Source organism: Streptomyces sp. NPDC088746 (assembly GCF_044751065.1).
Taxonomy (GTDB): domain Bacteria; phylum Actinomycetota; class Actinomycetes; order Streptomycetales; family Streptomycetaceae; genus Streptomyces.
Map to the genome: position 1 here is coordinate 100785 of NZ_JBIVLA010000008.1, position 19804 is coordinate 120588.

Annotated in this window: 17 protein-coding genes, 2 pseudogenes and 1 riboswitch; of the genes and pseudogenes, 2 read left to right on the forward strand and 17 right to left on the reverse strand. The window is 70.9% G+C overall.

All coding sequences use genetic code 11. The features are described 5' to 3' along the window. Nucleotides 1–297: 297 nt before the first annotated feature. The 9 genes and pseudogenes from ACIP63_RS30075 to ACIP63_RS30115 form a co-directional block, all read right to left on the reverse strand. Nucleotides 298–1239 (reverse strand): exopolyphosphatase, encoded by a 942-nt coding sequence (locus tag ACIP63_RS30075; RefSeq protein ID WP_401521825.1) that lies wholly within the window; start codon nt 1237–1239, stop codon nt 298–300. Nucleotides 1240–1273: 34 nt separating this feature from the next. Beyond that, a complete protein-coding gene (locus tag ACIP63_RS30080; RefSeq protein ID WP_401522461.1) occupies nt 1274–1819 on the reverse strand; it encodes a DUF501 domain-containing protein in 546 nt (181 codons plus the stop codon). Between the two features lie 70 nt (nt 1820–1889). Next, nucleotides 1890–2360, reverse strand: a complete 471-nt coding sequence (locus ACIP63_RS30085) for a septum formation initiator family protein (RefSeq protein WP_362942444.1) — start codon at nt 2358–2360, stop codon at nt 1890–1892. A 94-nt stretch (nt 2361–2454) separates the two neighbouring features. Then, nucleotides 2455–3741 carry a phosphopyruvate hydratase gene (gene eno, locus ACIP63_RS30090; protein WP_014155837.1) on the reverse strand — a complete coding sequence of 429 codons (1287 nt, stop codon included), beginning with the start codon at nt 3739–3741 and terminating at the stop codon, nt 2455–2457. 332 nt (nt 3742–4073) lie between these two features. Beyond that, nucleotides 4074–4766, reverse strand: a complete 693-nt coding sequence (locus ACIP63_RS30095) for a transglycosylase family protein (protein ID WP_401521829.1) — start codon at nt 4764–4766, stop codon at nt 4074–4076. Further along, nucleotides 4767–4938, reverse strand: a riboswitch (cyclic di-AMP (ydaO/yuaA leader). It abuts the gene before it with no gap. Between the two features lie 290 nt (nt 4939–5228). Continuing rightward, nucleotides 5229–6233 carry a transglycosylase family protein gene (locus tag ACIP63_RS30100; RefSeq protein WP_401521830.1) on the reverse strand — a complete coding sequence of 335 codons (1005 nt, stop codon included), beginning with the start codon at nt 6231–6233 and terminating at the stop codon, nt 5229–5231. A 105-nt stretch (nt 6234–6338) separates the two neighbouring features. Further along, nucleotides 6339–6638: pseudogene (locus ACIP63_RS30105) on the reverse strand (cytochrome P450); the annotation flags it as partial. A 44-nt stretch (nt 6639–6682) separates the two neighbouring features. Next, nucleotides 6683–7087: pseudogene (locus ACIP63_RS30110) on the reverse strand (hypothetical protein); the annotation flags it as partial. A gap of 42 nt (nt 7088–7129) precedes the next feature. After that, nucleotides 7130–8716 (reverse strand): recombinase family protein, encoded by a 1587-nt coding sequence (locus tag ACIP63_RS30115; RefSeq protein WP_401521833.1) that lies wholly within the window; start codon nt 8714–8716, stop codon nt 7130–7132. A gap of 402 nt (nt 8717–9118) precedes the next feature. Between ACIP63_RS30115 and ACIP63_RS30120 the strand changes: the two genes are divergently transcribed. Beyond that, nucleotides 9119–10354: a cytochrome P450 gene (locus ACIP63_RS30120; protein WP_401521834.1), complete on the forward strand. Its 1236-nt coding sequence runs from the start codon at nt 9119–9121 to the stop codon at nt 10352–10354. A 107-nt stretch (nt 10355–10461) separates the two neighbouring features. On the opposite strand, the gene ACIP63_RS30125 is transcribed toward ACIP63_RS30120, so the two are convergent. The 5 genes from ACIP63_RS30125 to ACIP63_RS30145 all read right to left on the reverse strand — a co-directional run bounded on the left by ACIP63_RS30125 (nt 10462) and on the right by ACIP63_RS30145 (nt 16734). Further along, nucleotides 10462–11457 carry a nucleoside triphosphate pyrophosphohydrolase gene (locus ACIP63_RS30125; RefSeq protein ID WP_401521837.1) on the reverse strand — a complete coding sequence of 332 codons (996 nt, stop codon included), beginning with the start codon at nt 11455–11457 and terminating at the stop codon, nt 10462–10464. A 30-nt stretch (nt 11458–11487) separates the two neighbouring features. Then, nucleotides 11488–12144 carry a SurA N-terminal domain-containing protein gene (locus ACIP63_RS30130; RefSeq protein ID WP_401521839.1) on the reverse strand — a complete coding sequence of 219 codons (657 nt, stop codon included), beginning with the start codon at nt 12142–12144 and terminating at the stop codon, nt 11488–11490. Between the two features lie 169 nt (nt 12145–12313). Next, on the reverse strand, nt 12314–13864 hold the full coding sequence (locus ACIP63_RS30135) for a protein kinase (protein WP_401521840.1): 1551 nt from the start codon (nt 13862–13864) through the stop codon (nt 12314–12316). Then, a complete protein-coding gene (locus ACIP63_RS30140) occupies nt 13861–14532 on the reverse strand; it encodes a hypothetical protein (protein WP_401521843.1) in 672 nt (223 codons plus the stop codon). Before ACIP63_RS30140 ends, ACIP63_RS30135 begins: the two co-directional genes overlap by 4 nt. A 99-nt stretch (nt 14533–14631) precedes the next feature. Further along, nucleotides 14632–16734, reverse strand: a complete 2103-nt coding sequence (locus ACIP63_RS30145; RefSeq protein WP_401521846.1) for an N-6 DNA methylase — start codon at nt 16732–16734, stop codon at nt 14632–14634. A 195-nt stretch (nt 16735–16929) separates the two neighbouring features. Between ACIP63_RS30145 and ACIP63_RS30150 the strand changes: the two genes are divergently transcribed. Next, on the forward strand, nt 16930–17757 hold the full coding sequence (locus ACIP63_RS30150; protein ID WP_401521848.1) for a DUF4190 domain-containing protein: 828 nt from the start codon (nt 16930–16932) through the stop codon (nt 17755–17757). 70 nt (nt 17758–17827) lie between these two features. Here the strand turns inward: ACIP63_RS30150 and ACIP63_RS30155 are convergent, their stop codons facing one another. Genes ACIP63_RS30155 through ACIP63_RS30165 form a run of 3 tightly spaced genes read right to left on the reverse strand, consistent with a single transcriptional unit; the run spans nt 17828 to nt 19724 of the window. Then, the gene (locus ACIP63_RS30155) at nt 17828–18577 is read right to left on the reverse strand and encodes an N-acetyltransferase (RefSeq protein ID WP_401521851.1); all 750 of its coding nucleotides are present in this window, start codon (nt 18575–18577) and stop codon (nt 17828–17830) included. A 48-nt stretch (nt 18578–18625) separates the two neighbouring features. After that, entirely contained in the window at nt 18626–18952 is a 327-nt protein-coding gene (locus tag ACIP63_RS30160) for a hypothetical protein (RefSeq protein WP_401521854.1), read from the reverse strand. 34 nt (nt 18953–18986) lie between these two features. After that, complete coding sequence (locus ACIP63_RS30165) at nt 18987–19724, reverse strand: HNH endonuclease family protein (protein WP_401521856.1); 738 nt, start codon at nt 19722–19724, stop codon at nt 18987–18989. Between the last annotated feature and the right edge of the window lie 80 nt (nt 19725–19804).

Below are 19804 nucleotides of genomic sequence, written 5' to 3' on the forward strand. Positions count from 1 at the left end.
TGAGCTGGCCCTTGAGCCCTCCGGCAAGTCGAACCAACCGCCGGGGACACGCCGACGCCACACCCTCGAAACGCTCCCGCAGCACACTCGCGCGGGCCTCCGGGCGGCCCGCACCGCCCTTCAGGAGCAGAACTTCGGCCGGTAGGGCCGAATTCCTTGTGAAGAAGTTCACGAACTTCGTCGGGGCGCCTCACGAAAGCCCCCTCCGAACGGGTCCGGAGGGGGCTCCACAAGCTCAAAGGTGCAGGCCGGGAAGCGTTTGAGCGCCGCCTCACCACCCCCGCGCCCCCGCTGTGATCAGGCCGCCGACCAGGCGATCCCGTCGAGGATGTCGTGCTCGCTGACGACGACCTCCCGCGCACCGGTCCGCTCCATCACCGCGAGCAGGACGAGCGCCCCCGAGGCGATCACATCGACCCGGCCCGGGTGCATCGCGGGGATCGCGGCCCGCTCCTCGTGCGTCGAGGCGAGCAGCCGCGCGGTGATCTCCCGGACCTGCGCGAGGGACACGCGGGAGTGGTGGATCGCCTCGGAGTCGTACTCCTCGAGCCCGAGCGCCATGGCGGCGACGGTCGTGACCGTCCCGGCGAGGCCCACGAGCGTCGCCGCCGAGGAGATCGGCACGCTCTCCTCCGCCAGATCCAAGGCTGCCCCGACGTCCGCGCGGATCGCGGCGATCCGGTCGGGCGTGGGCGGGTCCACCACGGCCCCGTCCAGGACCAGATGACGCTCGGTCATGCGTACGCAGCCGATGTCCACGGACCGGGCCGCACGGACGCGGTCGTCCCCGACCACGAACTCGGTGGAGCCGCCGCCGATGTCCACCACGAGGTAGGGCTTCTCCAGGTGATCGCTGCCCACCAGCTCCTTGGTGGCGCCGTCGAACGAGAGCTGCGCCTCCTCGTCCCCCGTGACGACCTCCGGCTCGACCCCCAGGATGTCCAGGACGCCGCGGACGAACGTGTCGCTGTTCTCCGCGTCGCGGGAGGCGGACGTGGCGACGAACCGGATCCGCTCGGCGCCGAGCTCCTTGACCGCCTCCGCGTACTCGCGGCACGCGTCGAAGGTGCGCTCCAGCGCCTCGGGGGCCAGCCGGCCCGTCCGGTCGACGCCCTGGCCGAGCCGGACGATCCGCATCCGGCGGTCGATCTCGGCGAACGCTCCGGTGGCGGGGTCCACGTCCGCGACGAGCAGGCGGATGGAGTTGGTACCGCAGTCGATGGCGGCAACGCGGGTCATGGGGCTCCTGTGGTTGTACGTGTACGGCGGCGGATCAGGAAGCGCCGGGCCCGGCGTCGTCGGAGCCGCACGGCGTGACGCACGGCCCCTTCGCCCACCACTCCGGCAGCATCGCGATCGCCTCGTCACCCAGCGGGTTGACCCCGGGGCCGGCCGCCAGCGAGTGGCCGACCAGGACGTGCAGGCACTTCACCCGGTCCGGCATGCCGCCCGCGCTCGGGAAGCCCTCCAGGACCTCGATGGCGTCACGGCGCGCGATGTAGTCCTCGTGCGCGGCACGGTAGGCGGCGGCCAGCTCCGGATCCGTGGTGAGCCGCTCGGTCATCTCCTTCATGACCCCGTTGGCCTCCAGCGTGCCGATCGCCGAGGCGGCACGCGGACAGGTCAGGTAATACGTCGTCGGGAACGGCGTGCCGTCCTCCAGACGGGGCTGCGTCTCGACCACGTCCGGGTTGCCGCAGGGGCAGCGGTGCGCGATGGCACGCAGCCCGCGCGGCGGCCGGCCGAGCTGGAGCTCGAACGCGGCGATGTCCGCGGCGGTGGGCGTGGTGGATTCGGTCTGCGGAGGGGGCGTGTCCATGCCTGCCTTGAATGTCATCGGTCGGACTGTATGAAGTGGTGCGGGGAGCCGGCTCGGTGCGTACGCGAGGTCATTCGCGGTCCGCGCTGTCGACGCCGTCCCAGAGGTTCGAGTGCCAGGGCCGCCCCGTCGCCCCCGGCTCCCCCCGGCGCACCTCGGCCGCGTCCGGGTCGACCACCGTATAACCGGTCTCGCCGGGCAGCACGTAGTGGAGGTGCTGGCGCGCGAGACGGCGGATGTACGCGTCGTCCTTGAGCCGCGCCTTCTCGTCACGCAGCTCCTCGGTCCGCTCGTGCGCCTCCCGCGAGAGCCTCTCCTGATCGGCGATCTGGTCGCGCTGGGAGATGTACTGCCGCATGGGATACGCGAGGGCGACCACCAGGGAGCAGACGATCAGCGCCAGGAACGCGGCCCGCCCGGTGAGCCGTGAACGGCGGGCCTGGCGGCGGTTCTGGGACCGGTAGACGCGGGCCGCCGTCTGCTCACCGAGCAGCCGCAGCCTGGTCGCGGTGGAGAACCGGTCGCGGTCCTTCCCGGCCATGTCTCACGCCTCCCCGTTACGCACGTCCGTCCCCGCACACGGTACGGGACCGGATGCGGGGACGGTCGGAGGCTGGTGCTCCGGACTCGGGCTGTCAGCCCTCGAAGCGGAACCGCGGGAACGCCGAACGACCGGCGTACACCGCGGCGTCGTCGAGGATCTCCTCGATGCGCAGCAGCTGGTTGTACTTGGCGACGCGGTCCGAGCGGGCCGGGGCACCGGTCTTGATCTGGCCGCAGTTCACCGCGACGGCGAGGTCGGCGATGGTGACGTCCTCGGTCTCACCGGAGCGGTGGGACATCATGCACTTGAAGCCGTTGCGCTGGGCCAGCTCGACGGCGTCCAGGGTCTCGGTCAGCGAACCGATCTGGTTGACCTTGACGAGCAGGGCGTTGGCCGAGCCCTCCTCGATGCCGCGGGCGAGGCGCTCGGGGTTGGTGACGAACAGGTCGTCGCCCACGATCTGCACCTTCGAGCCGAGCTTGTCGGTGATGACCTTCCAGCCCGCCCAGTCGTCCTCGTACAGCGGGTCCTCGATGGAGACCAGCGGGTACGCGGAGACGAGCTCCTCGTAGTACTCGGTCATCTCGGCGGCCGAGCGGGACTTGCCCTCGAACTCGTAGACGCCGTCCTTGTAGAACTCGGACGCGGCGACGTCGAGCGCGAGCGCGATGTCGCGGCCCGGGACGTAACCGGCCTCCTTGACGGCCTCGAGGATGAGGTCGAGGGCGGCGCGGTTGGACTCCAGGTTGGGGGCGAAGCCGCCCTCGTCACCGAGACCGGTGGACAGGCCCTTGGTCTTCAGGACCTTCTTCAGCGTGTGGTAGATCTCCGCACCCCAGCGGAGGGCCTCGGAGAAGGACTCGGCGCCGATCGGCGCGATCATGAACTCCTGGATGTCCACGTTGGAGTCGGCGTGCGAGCCGCCGTTCAGGATGTTCATCATCGGAACGGGCAGCAGGTGCGCGTTCGGGCCGCCGAGGTAGCGGAACAGCGGGAGGTCGGAGGCCTCGGACGCGGCGTGCGCCACGGCCAGCGAGACACCGAGGATGGCGTTGGCGCCGAGGGAGCCCTTGTTCTCGGTCGCGTCCAGGTCGAACATCGCCTGGTCGATGAGGCGCTGCTCGGTGGCGTCGTAACCGACGAGCTCCGGGCCGATCTGCTCGATCACGGCGAGGACGGCCTTCTCGACGCCCTTGCCCTGGTAGCGGTTGGGGTCACCGTCGCGAAGCTCAATGGCCTCGAACGCACCGGTGGAGGCGCCGGACGGAACAGCAGCACGTCCCGTGCTGCCGTCGTCGAGGCCAACCTCGACCTCGACCGTGGGGTTGCCCCGGGAGTCGAGGATTTCCCTGGCTACGACGACGTCGATGGACGGCACGAGGCATCTCCTTCTGGGATCTGACACTGGTTGTGCAGGGTCACTGTGGCCTTGCGCCACGAGCCTAACCGGCTCGGCGCGCTCCGTCGGCCGTCCGCCCGTCCCCTGGGACGAAAAAGGACCCAAGGGCCTGCATTCCGGGCAAAGCTCCAGAATTCTACTGACGAGTAACCACAACAGTTGAACACTCACGCCTACGGCGAGCCCCCGTCCGCACCCCGCCAGGGGGCCCGGACACGGCCCCGGCCCGGCGCGCGGGGGGTCTGCGCGCCGGGCCGGGCTCCGGGGCAGGAGGAAGACCCCGGGTCACTACCGACTGTTCCGGGTTCCGACTACTTCAGGTGGAGCTGCTGTCCCGGGAAGATCAGGTCGGCCTTGTCGACGATGTCGTCGTTCAGCTTGAACAGCTTCTGCCAGCCGCCCTTGACCTTCTTCGCGTCGGCGATCTTGCTGAGGGTGTCGCCGGACTTCACCTTGTACTCGCCGTCACCCTTCTCGACCTTCTCGCCGGTGGGGGTGGTGACGGTCTTCTCGGGGGCCGCGCGCTTCTCGCTGCGCGTGGTGGGCTGCTCGGCCTTGCGCTCCGGCGCGGCCTGCGGTGCCGTGTCGCCGTTCTTGCCGGAGCCGGTGTCGACACCCGGGTCCACACCGTCGTTCGTCAGACCGCCGGCGCCGGCGCAGGCCCAGGCGCCCGGGCCCTGAAGGTCGAGGAGCTTCTCGGCGGCGGCTATCTGCTGGTCCTTGGTGGCCAGGTCGGCGCGGGAGGCGTACTGGGTGCCGCCGGCGGCCGCCCAGCTGGACTGCGAGAACTGCAGGCCGCCGTAGTAGCCGTTGCCGGTATTGATGGACCAGTTGCCACCCGACTCGCACTGGGCGACAGCGTCCCAGGTCTCGACGGAGGCGGCGGAGGCGCCGGTCGCGCCCATCAGCGGTACGACGACCGCGGCACCGGTGACACCGGCCAGGGTCGCGACACGGACGGCCTTGGACGGGCGGCGGTGCTTGCCCTTGCTGGAAAGCAGCATGGTTCTCCTCACCGACGCCTACGAGGTGAGCTGTCGGGTTCGGGCCTGTGAGTTGCCCGGTCGCCCTCACTCTCGGACGACTTCACCCCTAGCCGTGTCTCCGCCCGTCTTCCGACGGCCGGGTCCGGCGCTTACCTGGGTCCCCCGCTCCTGCCTACGGCGCTTTACGCGTCGGTTCCCTTCGGCCGACGGCAGGATTCGGCGTGACGGTCGAAGGTGCCCGCGGTGCGAGCGGCTCCGACCGTAAACACACGCAACCCCCACATTCAAAGATGGACATAACGGCCAATCAGCCCGTAACGGCTGGATGCGGAGGATCGTTTTCGCAGGTCGGAGCCAATATGGACGGAGCGGACGGACCGGGCGCACCAGTTGACGCAAAGAGACCCATGTCTCACTTACGCATAAGTGGACATAGGCCTCTGAACTGCCCCCGCTTTCGGGGTGTTTTCACGTTTTTGATCAGTTGGCGGCGGTCTCCGCCCGGCTACCCCGCGCGTCCGCCCCGAGGTCCAGGGTCTGGCCGGGAAGGATCAGGTCCGGGTCGGAGCCCAGCTCGTCCTTGTTGGCCGCGTAGAGCGCGGTCCAGCCGCCGGGAAGCTCCTGCGCGTCGGCGATCGCCCAGAGGTTGTCGCCCTCGCGGACGGTGTACGTCCCCTCCGCGCCCTGACGCGCGCCGGACTCACCGCGCGAGGCGTGGCGGCCGGACTCGCGCCCGTCGTCCTGGCCCGGCCGGGCGCTCGCCTCGGGGGCCGGCGTCCCGCGGTGCTTGCCGCCGTTCGCCGTGTCGTCCGTCGCCGTGTCGCCCTTCGGGGCGCCGGACGTCCCGGAGGCCTCGGGGGACGGAGTGGCGGACGGCGTCGAGCCGGCGTCGTCGCCCTCGTCCGTCTTACCGTCGGACGCGCCCTGGCCCGCCTCGCCCGTCGCGTCGGAGTCGTCCGAGCCGGCGGCCTCGTCCGAACTGTCCGCAGGGTCGGTCGCGTCGGAGGAAGGCGTCCCGGACGGCGTCGCCGAATCCGAGGGCTCGGCGGAGGGCTCGGCGGAGGGCTCGGCGGACTCCTCGCTGCCCGGGTCGACGCCGGGCAGGCCCGCGTCCAGGGAGAGCCCGGAGATCACCGAGCAGCTGGCCCACGCCTGCGGCCCCTTGTCGTCCAGGATCTTCTCCGCGACCGCAATCTGCTGCGAGCGGCTGGCGAGGTCGGCGCGCGGCGCGTACGCCGTGCCACCGTAGGCCGACCAGGTGTCCTCCGAGAGCTGCAGGCCGCCGTAGTAGCCGTTGCCGAGGTCGGCACTCCACATGCCACCGCTCTCGCACTCGGCGACCCGGTCCCAGGTCGACGCGTCAGCGGCCTGCGCGCCGCCCGCGCTGAGCAGCGGGATGGCGATGGCCGATCCGGTGACGCCTGCGGCGACGACGATGGCGGGTGCCTGACGAGGGCGACGGTGTCTGCCGGTCGCGGAGCCCATGGGATTGCCTTCCGTGTGACTGACGTGTGACGGGTGAGTCGAACGGTGAACCTAGCCGTACTCGAACGTGTGTCACAAGTCGATGCAGCGGAGATCACGTGAAAGTCACAGAGTTGACAGGCTGTCACTTTTTTCCGCCGAACGCCCGGGGCCGAACTCCACGGGAAGCGTGCGCAGTCCACGCATGATGAGCCCGCCGCGCCAGCGCAAATCGGCAGGTTCTGCGGCAAGCCGCAGGTCGGGAAGGCGCCGCAGCAGCGTCGCCAGCGCCACCTGCCCCTCCAGCCGGGCCAGCGGCGCACCCAGGCAGTAGTGGATGCCGTGCCCGTATCCGAGGTGCTGATTGTCACTGCGCGCGAGATCCAGGGTGTCCGCATCCTGGAACCGCTCCGGGTCCCGGTCGGCGCAGTGCATCGGCCCCTTGATGCCACGACACGACCGGGCCGACATCAGAGAGAAGGAGGTGACGTAGGGGTATCCGCCTCGACCACCTCGGGGGCAGTGCTCATGGCCCGGCCCTCGCCGGTCCGCACCACCGCCAGCACCCCGGGCCGAAGCTGACCGATGACACCGAGCTGAGGCAGCGTCGGCCGCCGATATGCCACCACTCCCCTCTTGTCTGCGCCGAGGGACTCCATGACCTCGGGCCAGGCACCCTTCTGCCACCACTTGAGCTGGCGCGACCTCATGGGGTCGATCGGCCCCCAGGTGAGGGGCATGTCCTTCCAGGACAGGCCGAGCCGGAGACGGTAAAGCATGCCGCAGAATTGGGCACGAATGTCGTGCTTCGTCATGAAGTGCTTTTTGGCTCTGGCGTCGAAGTACGTGTGCAGGATCGCGAGAACCGCCTCCCACTCCTCGTCGGTCGGGTCCGGCGGAACAAGCGTCCCCGTCTCCTAGTGCCACTGGCTCACCGCGCACTTGACACCCGGTTTCGCGATGACCTCCATCGCCCCTGGCACGACTCTGATGTCGAACATCTCGAAGACCTCCCTGCGCTCCTCCAGCGTCATGCTGTCGGGGCCGCGACGAGTACGGTTCGCGATTTCGACCAGGTCGCGCGCCTGACGCTCGTTGGCGGAGCACTCCTCCAGCCAGTGCTCCGCGAAGGCCTTCTGCCTGCGGTATTCCTCCAGCTCCTGTTGCAGCTCTCTCACGGATGCCTTGAGCACGACCGGGTCCACACCGGCCTTGACGTACTCAGGAACCCTTTGGTCGATGAGGTCCTGCTGCGCCGAGATCCTGCCGGCCAACTCGGTAACGCGCCCCTCGTACTTCTCCTTGTCACCAGGCACGCCGCTCACCCGCTCGGCCGCCATCGCCCGTAGACCCGCTCCGTCCTTCATGAGCTTGGACAACTCGGCCCAGACCACATCCTCGATCTCAGCGGCGTTGAAGGACGGTTCACCGCACGGCTCACCCCCGTTGATCATTCCTCTGCACCGATAGGCGCGTGCATCCTCACCGCGGCGGCCGGCGCCGGTGTAAACCTCGCCGCACATACTCTTGATGCGTCCGCTCAAGGGATAGACCTGGTCGCCGATACGACCATTTTGGAAGCCAAGCTTCTTCAGCGCCGCCATAAGGCACCGGGCGCGATCCTCGCTGAAGATGGCCGGCACGCCGATCTTCACCTGGTCGCCATGGACAGGAGTGCCGTCGGGGTAGCGCAGCGTCGTGTTCCTGCCACTGCCTCGGTCAGTCTTGCGGTAGACCACGTATCCGTTGTGGATGGTCTCGCTGTAAAGGCGGTTGCGTAGGTTTCCGACTGTCCAGGGCACTCCGCTACGGGTGAAGAGCTTGCGCTCGTTGAGCTCGTCGCAGGCCTTGGTGAGGCTCGCGCCTTGGTCGGTGATGAGCTCGACAGCGACGGCGAGCACCATGGACTCGTGCTCGTCGGTGACGAGGACGCTGAACTCCTTCCGGCGCTTCCCGACCCAGGAGGCGTCCTTGGCGCTCGTGTAGCCGTAAGGCGCGGGGCCGCCGGGCCAGCCCCCGTAGCTGATCTTCAGTTCACGGCCGGCCGAGGTGCGCTCCGCGATGCGTCGCCACTCCCGCTCGGAGAAGGTGACGTACTGCGTGAACTGGGACCAGCCGGAGTCCGTACCGGTATCGATGCCTTCGTCCACGGAGATGAAGTGGATGCCGAGGTCGGCCATGCTCCACGCCCACTGGTAAGCAGCGCGGGCCGTGCGGCCGATGCGGTCGATCCTGGGGACGAGGATGCGGTTGCAGCACTGCTGGCGGGCATCGCGAACGAGTCGCCCCATCTCCGGGCGGGTCTCCAAGGCACCGGATACCCCTTCGTCAACATACTCGTCGTACACAGTGACGTCCGGGCGGCGATCGAGCCACCCGTTGGAAATTCTGTCCTGGTCTTCGAGGCCAAAGCCGTCAACTTGCTCCGCGGTGGAGACGCGGGTGTACTTCGCGACCACGATCGCAGCGGGTGCATGCGGGTACGGGCGTGCCACAATGGGCATGTTCAGTCCTCCCAGACTGTTCCGTCCCCGGGGTGTTGGGTCACCGCCGGGAAGGTCCCGGCCTCATCGCGCTCAGCCAAGCGCTTTGGGGCCGGTGCTTTTTTATGGGGAGCGTACCTCAGTCGGCGATTCGCAGAGGAGCTGAAAGGATCGCCAGCACCTTTCGCGGGGTTACGAAGACATCAACCTTCGGAACGCATACAAGATAATCATCAAATCCTCCTATTGTTTTGCGATTTCTCGCCTTCTGACAAAGGTCGCGTAAAAGGCCCCCGCACAAGGCAAGGGCCGGTACGGCTGCAGACTGAAGAACGGCGGGGCGCCCCGGGGTGGGCGCCCCTCGTGGTCGGGCACAGCCAGGGCGGGGGTGGCGCCCATGCGCCCGCCGGATACCGTCGTCAGGTGAACCACACCCCGTCGCCGGAACTCTTCACCTGGGAGTTCGCCACCGACCCTTATCCCGCGTACGCCTCGCTCCGCGAGCACAGCCCCGTGCACCGCACCACGCTGCCCAGCGGTGTCGAGGCATGGTTGGTGACCCGCTACGCGGATGCCCGGCAGGCCCTCGCCGACAGCCGCCTTTCGAAGAACCCGGCACACCACGCCGAAGACGCACAGGGGAAGAGCAAAACCGGCATCCCCGGGGAACGCAGCGCCAACCTCATGACGCACCTGCTGAACATCGACCCCCCCGATCACACCCGGCTGCGCCGACTGGTGTCCAAGGCGTTCACCCCACGCCGAGTCGCCGAGTTCGCACCGCGCGTGCAGGAGCTGACAGACCGCCTCATCGACGGCTTCGCCGACCGGGGAGAGGCGGACCTCATCCACGATTTCGCGTTCCCGTTGCCCATCTATGCGATCTGCGATCTGCTCGGAGTCCCTAGCGAGGACCAGGACGAATTCAGGGACTGGGCAGGAATGATGATCCGGCACGGTGGCGGCCCTCGCGGCGGCGTAGCCCGGTCGGTGAAGAAGATCCGCAGCTATCTCGCCGAACTGATCCACCGGAAGAGGAAGAATCCCGGCGACGACCTGATCTCCGACCTGATCCGGGCGAGCGACCACGGCGAGCACCTCACGGAGAACGAGGCCGCTGCCATGTGCTTCGTCATCCTCTTTGCGGGTTTCGAGACAACCATCAACTTGATCGGAAACAGCGCACACGCGTTCTTCCACAACCCCGCCCAGCGCTCCATTTTCCAAGATGCTGTCGTCCGAGGTGACGACGCCCTCCTGGACACCGCAATCGAAGAGCTGCTGCGTTTCGACGGCCCGGTGGAAATTGCCACCTGGCGCTACGCCACCGAGGCACTCGAAATCGGCGGACAGCAGATTCACGAGGGCGATCCGGTCCTGGTCGTACTCGCTGCGGCTGACCGCGATCCCGCCCGCTTCAAGGAGCCCGACACCCTCGACCTCTCCCGTCGCGACAACCAGCACCTCGGGTACGGGCACGGCATCCACTACTGCCTGGGAGCTCCGCTCGCCCGGCTGGAGGGCCGCACCGCGCTGGCGACCCTGTTCCGTCGTCTACCGGACCTTCAGCTGGCCACGAGCCCCGACGACCTGCGATGGCGGGGTGGCCTCATCATGCGCGGCCTACGCACGCTGCCGGTGGAGTTCACTCCTGAGTGACGGCCGGAGGCGAGCCTGCGAGGGCCCCCGCCGCACGGGCCCGGCGAACTCCCAGGTGAAGACTTCGGGCGCCGCGTCGGGCGTGGAGGGCGTCCCGGGGCTGTCGTTCACTCCTCGACGCCTTCCGGAGCCGCGTCGGGCCCTCCGAGGCCCTCCGCCGCGCGGATCGCGTCGCGGTAGGCGCGGGCGGCGGCCCGCAGGGCGGTCTCCGGGTCGGTGCCGTCCCGTTCGGCCTCCACGGCGAGGGCGAGCAGCCGGTAGCCGATCCCGTCGCCCTCCGGGAGCGCGGCGTTGAGGCCCGCGGCCCGGGCCCGGCTGCCGAGCTTGGCGGCCAGCGCCAGGCCGGGCTGGCCGAGCGGCACCCCGTCGGTGACCGACTCGCGCTGCTTCTCGATCGCCTTCGTACGGAGCCAGTGCGCGTGGACGTCCTCCGGGGTCTCGGCGGTCTCGTCGCCGAACACATGCGGATGACGGTGGATCAGCTTCTCGACGATCGTGGCCGCGACGTCGTCGATGCCGAACGGCTCCTCCTGGTCCTCCTGCGCGATCCGGGCGTGGAAGACGACCTGGAGCAGTACGTCGCCGAGCTCCTCGCGCAGCTCCTCGCGGTCACCGTCCTCGATGGCCTCGACCAGTTCGTACGCCTCCTCGATGGCGTACTTCGCGAGGCCCTCGTGCGTCTTCTGCGAGGTCCACGGGCATTCGAGCCGGATCCGGTCCATGACCTGGACCAGGTCCAGGAGCCGCGCGCCGGGCAGGTCGTACGAACCGGGCAGCAGCTCCAGGTCCGGCATCTGCACCCGGCCCGAGCCGCCGAGCCGGGCCAGGCCGTCGGTGAGCGGCTGGTTCCCCTCGCCGCCCACCAGCACCACCACGGTCCGGCCGCCGGCGCAGTCGTCCACGAGCTCCTCTGCCGAGGGCGCGGTGTGTTCCACGGTCACCCCCGCCTCCCGCAGATACGGCAGCTGCGGATGGCCGGACTCGGCGCACAGCACGCGGTCCGCCGCGTGCAGCGTCTGCCAGGCGGGCCAGGACAGCAGCCCGGGGGCGACCCGGTGGCTGGCGGTGAGCAGGACGATACGGCCGGGGTCTTCAGCGTTCACACCCCCGAACCTACCTCCGGTCGGGCGGGGTCAGGCGCCTGCCTCGGGCTCCTGACCCTGGACGGGCGTGACCTGGGTGATCCACGGGGCCTTGTACGTGCTGAGCTGGACCTTCTGGTTGTCCCAGCTGCCGTAGCGCGGATTGACGTCGATGTGCAGCGCCTTCGACGCCTCGGTGAGGCTCTCGCCGACCGCCTGCACCCCGGCGGGGTTCTGCAGGTCGGCGCCGAGCGCCTGGGCCAGCTTCTGGAGCTGGACCTCCTGGCGCAGACTCGCCTCGATCTGGCCGGGCGCCACCCAGCGCTGCTCCAGCATCAGCGTCCGCACGCCCTCGTCCCCGCCGGACTGCTCGGCGGCGGCGCTGCGGATCTGCTGGATCTCCTTGCGGCTGACGCTCACCCCGGCGTCCTTCGCGGCGCGGTCCAGGACCCGCCCGAAGATCAGGCCGGACAGCTTGACCCGGGTCAGCTGGCCCGACTTCGTCACCAGCTCCTCGGACCGTTCGGAGTCCTGCTGCGCGGTGCGCACGTCGGCCGCCTGCGCCTGGACCGTGGCCACGTCGATCCGGTCGCCGCCGACCACGGCCGCGGCACCGGGATGGGCCTCACTGCCACAGGCGGTCAGGAGCGGCGCCGCGACGAGGGTTGCGGCGGTAAGGGCGAGCGCGGTGCGACGTCGGCGGTGCAAAGGAGCCTCCCGGGGAGAGTTTGTGCATCAGTGCACAAAGCCTTGCGGTGATCGATGTTAGGCAGTGGACGTGATTCGGGCCACTGCTTCGACCAACGATTTCCGGACCGGTCAGTGTGGGGTCACGGACGAAATCCCCTCCGGCCGGCCCGTTCCGGCCGCCGCCGCCTCACACCGAGCCGCGTACGTCCTGGTGGTGGGTCAGTTGCCGGCGGAGCTCCGTGGGGAGCGGGTGGTGCGGTCCGTAGGCCCGCTCGGTGTCGTACAGCAGGGCCTGCAACTGGGCGCGGCCCGCCGTGTGGTCGCCCATCCCGAGCAGGAGGTGGCCGATCCGGTGGCGGATGTCGAAGGCGCGGCCGGGGCCGGAGGACGTCGCGTAGCCGTTCTCGTAGTAGGGGAGGACGGCGCGGTACTCGGCGAGTGCGGCGGGCGTCTCCCCGAGCTGCTCCAGGCACTGCGCGGCGTCGTAACGGAACTGCAGGGTCTGGGAGTCGGCGGGGCCCGCCTCGGCCGCACGGTCGTCGGCGAGGCGGCGGAGCTCGGGGAGGGCGCGGCGGTACTGGCCGTCGTCCATCAGCGTCGCCGCGTACTGCTTGCGCAGGATCCGGACGACCGGTGAGTGTTCGCCGTGCTCCAGGGCGGCGGCCGGGAGGATCCCCCCGAGGATGTCGACGGCCTGGGTGATGCGGCCTTCCCCGAGCAGCCGTTTCACGTCGTCGACGGCCTGTGCCACGTCGGGCCTGGCCGGCGGCGTCCGGGGCGGGGCGGGTGCCTCGGGGACGGGTGAGGGCGCGGGGGTGGCCGCCCGGTCCGGCCAGGGGGCGTGGGGGCGGAGGAAGGGGCGGGTCGGGTCGAGGGGCCCGGCCGGTGTGCCGCCGGCGGGCAGCAGGGGCCGCAGGGACTCGTAGACCTCCTGGGCGGAGGCGGGGCGGTCCTGCGGGTCCTTGGAAAGCAGCCGCAGGACGAGTGCTTCGAGCGCCTCGGGGACCTCGGGCCGGATGTGCCTGACCGGGAGCGGGGGTTCGTAGAGGTGGCGGTGCAGGACGCCGAGGGCGGTGGAGCCCGCGAACGGCACGTCACCGCTGAGGAGTTCGTGCAGGAGCACACCGAGTGCGTAGAGGTCGGTGTACGGGCCGACGGCGCCGCCCATCGCCTGCTCGGGGGCCATGTAGGCCGGCGAGCCGATCGGCGACCCCGTGTGCGTCAGCCGGGTGGTGTCGGTGTCCATGACGGAGGCGATGCCCAGGTCGAGCACCGTGAGGGTGCCGTCGGGCTTCACCATGGCGTTACGGGGCTTGAGGTCGCGGTGGACGATCGGCACGGCGTGCACCGCGGAGAGCACCGCGCACAGCTGGGCGGCGATCGCCACGGCCCAGGGCCACGGGTAGGGGTCGTGCTCGGCGAGGTGGTCGGCGAGGTCGGCGCCCTCGACGTACTGCATGACGAGGAAGAGGTCGTCGCCGTCGCTGCCCGCGTCATGGACGGTGACCAGACCGGGGTGGTCGACCTGTGCGGTGACCCGGCACTCCCGGACGAACCTGCGGCGCAGGTCGTCGGCGGCCTCGCTGCCGGTGGGGCCGGCCACCCGGTCGGGGCGCAGGAGCTTCACCGCGACCCTGCGGTCGAGGCGCTGGTCGTACGCCGTCCAGACCTGGCCCATGCCGCCTTGGCCGAGAATGGTCGCCAGCTGGTAACGACCCGCGATGACACGCCCGTTCACCGGCTGTCGCCCTCCTTGCGGAGGTAGTCGCTCAGTTCGTCGAGCTCGGCGCGCACCTGGTCGAGGCGCTGAGGGGCGGGCCTGGGGGCGTCGGACGGTGCGGCGGGCCCCGGGGTGTCGGACGGTGCGGCGGGTGGCGGCGGTGCGGGGCTCTGCCGCGGAGCGGGCGGGTAGCCGTAGGCAGGGGAGGGCGGTGCCTGCCGCGGGCCGAATCCGGCGGAGGGGAACGAGGACGCCCCCGGGTGCGGGGCGCCGTACGGGGCGGCGTACGGACCGGGGTGGGAGGCCCCGTGCGGCCCGGCCGGCGGACCGCCGTACGGACCGAAGTGCCGTATGTCCGCGTACAGGTAATAGGTGACCGTGCCGACGAAGACCACCAGCATCCATGACAGGGTGATGATCGCCTGCTCGTCCGTCATCACCTCTTCCTCCGGCGGCAACGACCCGAGGTACGCGATGAGTCCGGCGTTCAGCGCCAGCACGAGGCCGAACAGCCACCAGTCGCGCTGCTTACGGGTGACGACCGCCAGCCGCAGCATGGCCGCCCAGGCGAGGAGTCCACAGCTCAGCAGTGCGAGTGCCACGAAGACCACGCGCAGCGTGACGAGCGTGGCCGAGGACGGAGAACGCTTCGGCTGCTGCTCCGGCGGATAGCCGTAGCCGTGCATGTGCTGCTCCCGGAGGGCGTGGATCGGAACGTGTGCAGTGAGCGTATACACCGACACGGACAAGCCGTCCCTGGTTGTGCACAACCGTTGTGCTTCACGTCACTCCGGAGCGACGGAGCCGTCCGTGAGCCCGTCGTACATCCCCTGCACCAGCTGCCCGCCGAGCCTGCCCGCCGTGCGCAGCGCGTCCTCGAACGCGGCGAGGGCGCTGAACTGCTCCCCGTACGTACGCTGTTCGGCCAGCGGCAGGCGCGGCACCTGGAGACGGCGGGCGTCGAGCCGGGTGGCGGTGGAGGCGTAGCTGCTGGCCTGCCGGTTGTTGGCGGTACCGCGTAGGAAGCCGGCGAGGAACCAGGGGTCCAGGGCCGCCGGATCGGGCCGCAGGAGCTGGAGGTTGCGGCCGAGCACGGCCCCGGCGGTCGCGTCGTCGACGACCCTGGCGACCGCTCCTCCGCCGAGGACGGGCACGACGACGTCTCCTGGTTCCAGCAGGAGCGGCTCGTCCTCCGGGGACGCGGCCGGTGGGGAGGGCGTGCCGCTGGGGGCCGCCCCGGAGAGGACGTCGTGCTCGGTGAGGACGGGCACCGGGCCGCTGCCGGCACCGGAGCCGGTGCGCAGGTACAGGGCGCCGGCGCGGGCCAGTTCACCGACCGTGGTGAAGGGCCGCCGGGTCGGTTCGCAGGGCACGGGGGGCGGCGGTGTGAGCCGGGCGGTCAGCTTCAGGGTGTCGTCCAGGCGTTCCCGTACGCGCACGAGTTCCGCCGCGCCGCCGCCGGCGGCCGGGGGCGGCAGATGGCGGGCGGGGGCCAGGTCCACGTCGTCGTCGAGGAGTTCGATGACGGGGACGGCCCGGCTGGTCCCGGGGCGCTCCTCGACGGGCTCACGGCGCCCCGGCACGTCGAAGGGGGTCCACGCGTCGAGCACGGCGGCGCGCACCGCGGGCCAGTCCAGCCGGTCACGGCCGGACGGCGCACCGGCGGTCTCGGGCTCCGCCGCGTCGACGACGAGGAGTTCGGGGGCGGGGGGCTGCTCGGTGCCCGGCTTGCGGAGGACCCAGACGTGGAGGGGGATGCCGTACGGGGGTGCGGCGCCGGCCGGGAGCGCGATGACGGCGCGGAGGGCTCCGCGGCGGAGCAGGTCGGCGCGGATGCGGCGCCCCGAACGGCGGGAGGCGGCGGCCGGGGGCATGAGTACCACGGCGGTGCCGCCCTCGCGGAGATGGGCGAGGGCGTGCTGGACCCAGGCGAGTTCGGACTCGGTGCGGGCGGGGAAGCCGTACTCCCAGCGGGGGTCGTAGGCCAGGTCGTCGTGGCCCCAGTCGCGCTCGTTGAACGGCGGGTGGCAGAGCACCGCGTCCACGGCGAGGCCGGGGAACGCGTCGGTGCGCAGGGTGTCGCCGGCCCGTACGGCGAGCGAGGGCCCGGCGGCCCTGTTCTCCGGGTGGAGGGCCAGCCGGAGCGCGGTGAGCGCCGCCAGGCCGGGATCGGCCTCCTGCGCGTAGAGCGCCGTGGGCCGGCCGGCGGCGCACAGCAGGGCGCCGGTTCCGGCCGCGGGGTCGAGGACCGTGCGGGAGCTCTTCCCGCTCCGCCGGGCGGCGTCCCCGGCCGGCTCCGCGAGGTCGGCCATCAGCTCGGCGAGGCCGGGGGGCGTGAGGGTGTACTGGCGCGGGTTGGCGTCCAGCTGGCGGCCGAAGAGGAAGTCGAAGGCCTGCCGGGCGCCGGTCTCCGCCGCCAGTTCGGCCGCGGCGCGCAGCAGGGGGACGGACGGCAGGAGAGCGGACGCCGTGGGTGTGGGGACCGCCCGCTCCTCTCCGAAGCGGTCGGCGAGCACGTGGTCCAGGGCGGTCGGCAGCACGCCTGCCATCCGGGCGTCGGAGACGGCGGTGATCTCCAGCCAGGTGGTGGGCCTGTCCCGGACGAGCAGGAGGGCGCACCCCGTGTGGACGAGCGCGGTCACGGCGCCGTCGGGGTGGCCCGCCAGCTGCTGCCAGACCCGCTCGCGCAGCGGTACCTCGGCGAGCTTGCCCTGGTCGCGCAGCCACTGTTCGACCTCGCTCAGCGCGAAGGAGGGGCTGGCCTCGGTGCCACCGACGGGCTTCGGGAAGCCGGCGTGCCGACGGCGCCAGTTGCTGACGGCCGCGCGGCCCACGCCCGCGAGCCTGGCGATTCCGGCCGCGGTCACCTCGGTCGAGTTATCCGGCACTGGCCTGTCTCCCGTTCCGCGCACGTCGGTGTCCCTGCTGTGTGTGGGTGAGCATACCGATACCGCCGAGCCAACAGTTCACACCCATTATCGTGTTGACTCGGTTCACAGTCGATGGTCTTATTGACCCGCCGCACACCAACGCGGCGCATCGCTCCGCTCACAGTCCCCGTATCTCATCGGAAGGGCACAGCCATGTCCCAGTACACGCAGCCGCAACAGCCCCAGCAGCCGTACGTCCCCGCTCAGGCTCCGGGCACGCGCCCCGCCCGCAACGGCCTGGGTATCGCCGCCCTGGTGCTGGGCATCATCGGGACGGTCTCGGGGCTGATCCCGTTCTTCTTCTGGCTCGCGGGGATCCTCGGCCTGATCGCCCTCGTCCTGGGGCTCGCCGGACGGGGCCGGGCCAAGCGCGGAGAGGCCACCAACAAGGGCGTGACCACGTTCGGCGCGGTCCTCGGCCTCGTCTCGCTGATCCTGTCGGTGGTCGGAGCGGTCCTGACGTTCAAGGCCGTGGACGATGTGGTGACCGACATCAACAAGGCGGTCGAGGACAGTTCGGCGTCCGCGAAGCCGGCCGCCGGCGGAGGGGCGGCCGGCGACGGGACGGCCGGGGGCACCGAGGGCAAGGACGACATCCTGCGGCAGGGGGACTCCGCGGCGTACGACGACGGCCTGGAGATCACCGTGAACGCCCCGGCCCCGTACACCGCCGACGAGTTCGCGATCGGCCACACCAAGGGCAACAGCGCCTACACCGTCTCGGTCGTCATCGAGAACAAGGGCAAGGAGAAGTTCGACGCGACGCTCGTCAGCGTCGACGCCCGCGCCGGCGAGGACGGTGTGAACGCCGAGCAGATCTTCGACGGCAAGATCGGCGAGGGCTTCAGCGGTACCGTCCTGCCGGGCAAGAAGATCACGGCGAAGTACGCCTTCGACGCCCCGGCCGACGCCAAGAACCTGACCGTCGAGGTCGGGCCCGGCTTCGAGTGGGACGCGAGCCAGTGGGAGCTGAAGCTCTGACGGGCGGACGACCCTTCGCGCGGCACCTTCGGGGCCGGCCACCCCTCGCGGGCGGGCCGGCCCTGTGGCCTCAGGCCGTCCGGTGCCGCACCCAGACGTTCGGCTCGACGTACACGGCGTACCCGTGGGCGAGCGAACAGTGCACCGGCACCAGGGCGCCCTCCACCTCCACCGGCCCCTCCGTGTCGAAGGGCAGCCCGGTCCAGGCCCGCCACCGGTCCAGGGACCCGCTCACCGTCATCGACACCGGGGCCACGGCCTCGATGACTCCGCCCGCCCGCACATGCACCCGCAGCCAGGGGTCGTACGGCAGCCCGTCCTCGTCCCGGACGCGCCGGGCGTACTCCTCCATCGGTGCCGTGGCCTCCGCGTGCTTCCCGCTCGGCCTGACCGGGGCGACGAGTTCCCGGAATCCGAGGCGCCGGGCGTTCTCCCGCATCGCGGCCACCATGTGCCCCGAGACGCCCTGCCCGAGCCGCCCCGTCGTCACGGTGATCTCGATCGCGCTGACGGTGTCCGGAGTGCGCCCGTGCCGCAGGTCGGAGAAGGCCCACAGCAGCACCTGGTCCCAGCCGCCTTCCGGCAGCGCCCCCCGGCCCGGCGCACCCAGGGCGAACGGCACGCTGTAGCCCCGGGCCACCACCGCGCCCCCGGGATCGGTGGCGACGAGCACGTACTCGGGGAACTCGGCGGCTATGCGCGGGAAGTTGGCCCAGCCGACCAGGTCCTCCAGCACGAACGCGGGCCAGGTGTCGGGCATCTCCTCGATCGCCCCGGCGAGCTCCGGCCGCTCGGCAAGCGTCGTGATCTTCAGGTCCATGCGGCCAAGGTAGGCAGCGCCCGGCCCCCCGCCAACCCATTTCGTCCCTCAGGCGACCGAACCGACGGCGGCCGCCCACACCGGCCAGAGCGTGAGCAGCACCCCGGCCGTCCAGTACGCGCCCGGCGACAGCGAGGCCCGGCGCCGCAGCCAGTCGTTGGCGAGCCACCAGCTGATCCCGAAGACCGCCACCACGGGCACGACGATCACCAGCCACAGCGTCATTCCGTCGTTCTCGGTCGGCTCACGGGAGGTCCAGCCGGCGTCCGCGAGCGGCCCGTTCGACAGGTAGTACCAGACCAGGAACATCGGGATGACGCCCGGAACCCCGAACAGCAGGTTCATCCCCGCGGCCGTCAGCCGCCACTTCCACATGGGCACAGTATTCACAACGGCGGGACGGGCGTCCTCAACGCGTTGGCGCCTCGGTCGGACTGCCGCCCGTGGGCAGCTTCTCGGCGGGGCAGGAGGACAGGACCTTCCGCATGGCGTCCCGTTCGGCCTCGGTCACCCACAGCCCGTACTTGCTCTTCACCGACACCTGCCCCGCCACATACGTGCAGCGGTACGCCTTGTTGGGCGGCAGCCAGGTCGCGGTGTCCCCGTCCCCCTTGCGGCGGTTGGCGGACGAGTCGGCCGCCACCAGGTTGAGCGGGTCGTTCGCGAAGGCCCGCCGTTTGCCGTCGCTCCACTGCTGGGCGCCCTTCTGCCACGCGTCGGACAGGGCGACGAGGTGGTCTATGTCCACCTTGCTGCGACCGCGTTCGAAAGCGATGCGGCCCCCCGTGTACGGATCGGGGTCGAGGACGCCGCTGAGCACCTTGCAGCCGTCGACGTCCCGCTCGACACCGGAGAGCTGGTGCGCGAGTACGTCGTCCCGGGTGCCGCAGCCGTTCCGGTCGGTGTCCACCCAGGCGGACCCGAACTCGTCACGGTCGTACCCCGTCTTCGGCGCGCGGCCCTTCACGCTCAGCCCGTCGACGGCCCGCAGCGCGGACCCTCCGGGAGCCGGGGAGGTCGCGGCCGGCTCGGGGACGCCGAGGTCGCTCACGGCGTCGCAGCCGGTCAGGGCCAACGCGCTCACCAGCGCCGAGGTGGCGCAGGCGAGGAGTCGGTGGCGGCGGGGCACGGCTCGAAGAGGGGTCACAGCGCACCAGGTTAGGCGCGGCGGGACCCGGCCGTGAAGGCGGCGTCCCCGCCACGGACCCGGCCGCGACCGGCACACCC